Source organism: Gilliamella sp. Pas-s25 (assembly GCF_009795885.1).
In the GTDB taxonomy this organism is placed as follows: domain Bacteria; phylum Pseudomonadota; class Gammaproteobacteria; order Enterobacterales; family Orbaceae; genus Gilliamella.
In genome coordinates this window covers 1-630 of record NZ_WTEV01000081.1, presented here as the reverse complement: position 1 = coordinate 630, position 630 = coordinate 1, and the positions used below count along the sequence as shown (strand labels likewise).

Below are 630 nucleotides of genomic sequence, written 5' to 3'. Positions count from 1 at the left end.
TAGTCTGGGAATATAATCGGGATGGTCAACTCACTGCCGAACATCAAAACTGGGCAACTATCCGCCATCGCTATGATGATAACACCGGCTTACTCAATGGCACGAAACTGCCCGATGGGCAATGGTTAGAATATTATCATCTTAATGGGCAATTACGCGGCATAACGTTAGATGGGCAGTCGTTAATCGGCATGTTTTATGATAACTCGGGGCGTGAATGTGAGCGTCGTCAAGGCAATGGACTGGTTAACCGCTATCAATATGACCCGCTAGGGCAACTTATCGCTCATCAACGCTATCACGGTTATGATATCAGCACACAGACCTCGCCATCCCCGCTCTGGCAACAGCACTACCACTACACCCCTGATGGGCAGCTTGCCGAAATCACGGGGGCACAGCCACGCCGTTACCGGTATGATAACGCCGGTCAGCTACACACCGTGACTTATCCTGACGCCAATCCCGAGCAGTATCACGCTGAAAAAGTGGAGCTGTTTGACTATGACCAAACCGGCAATAAACGCACTGAAACCCAAGCGCTAGCACCCGCGCCGTTTCACGCTAATATTGCCAAAGGCAACCGCCTGACCTTTTTTAGTGACAAACACTTTGAGTATGACCGCTTTG

General features: G+C 50.3%; 1 pseudogene. It reads left to right on the top strand.

Annotated elements, in window-relative coordinates:
• Positions 1–630, top strand: a pseudogene (locus tag GQ593_RS13405) (RHS repeat protein); the annotation flags it as partial.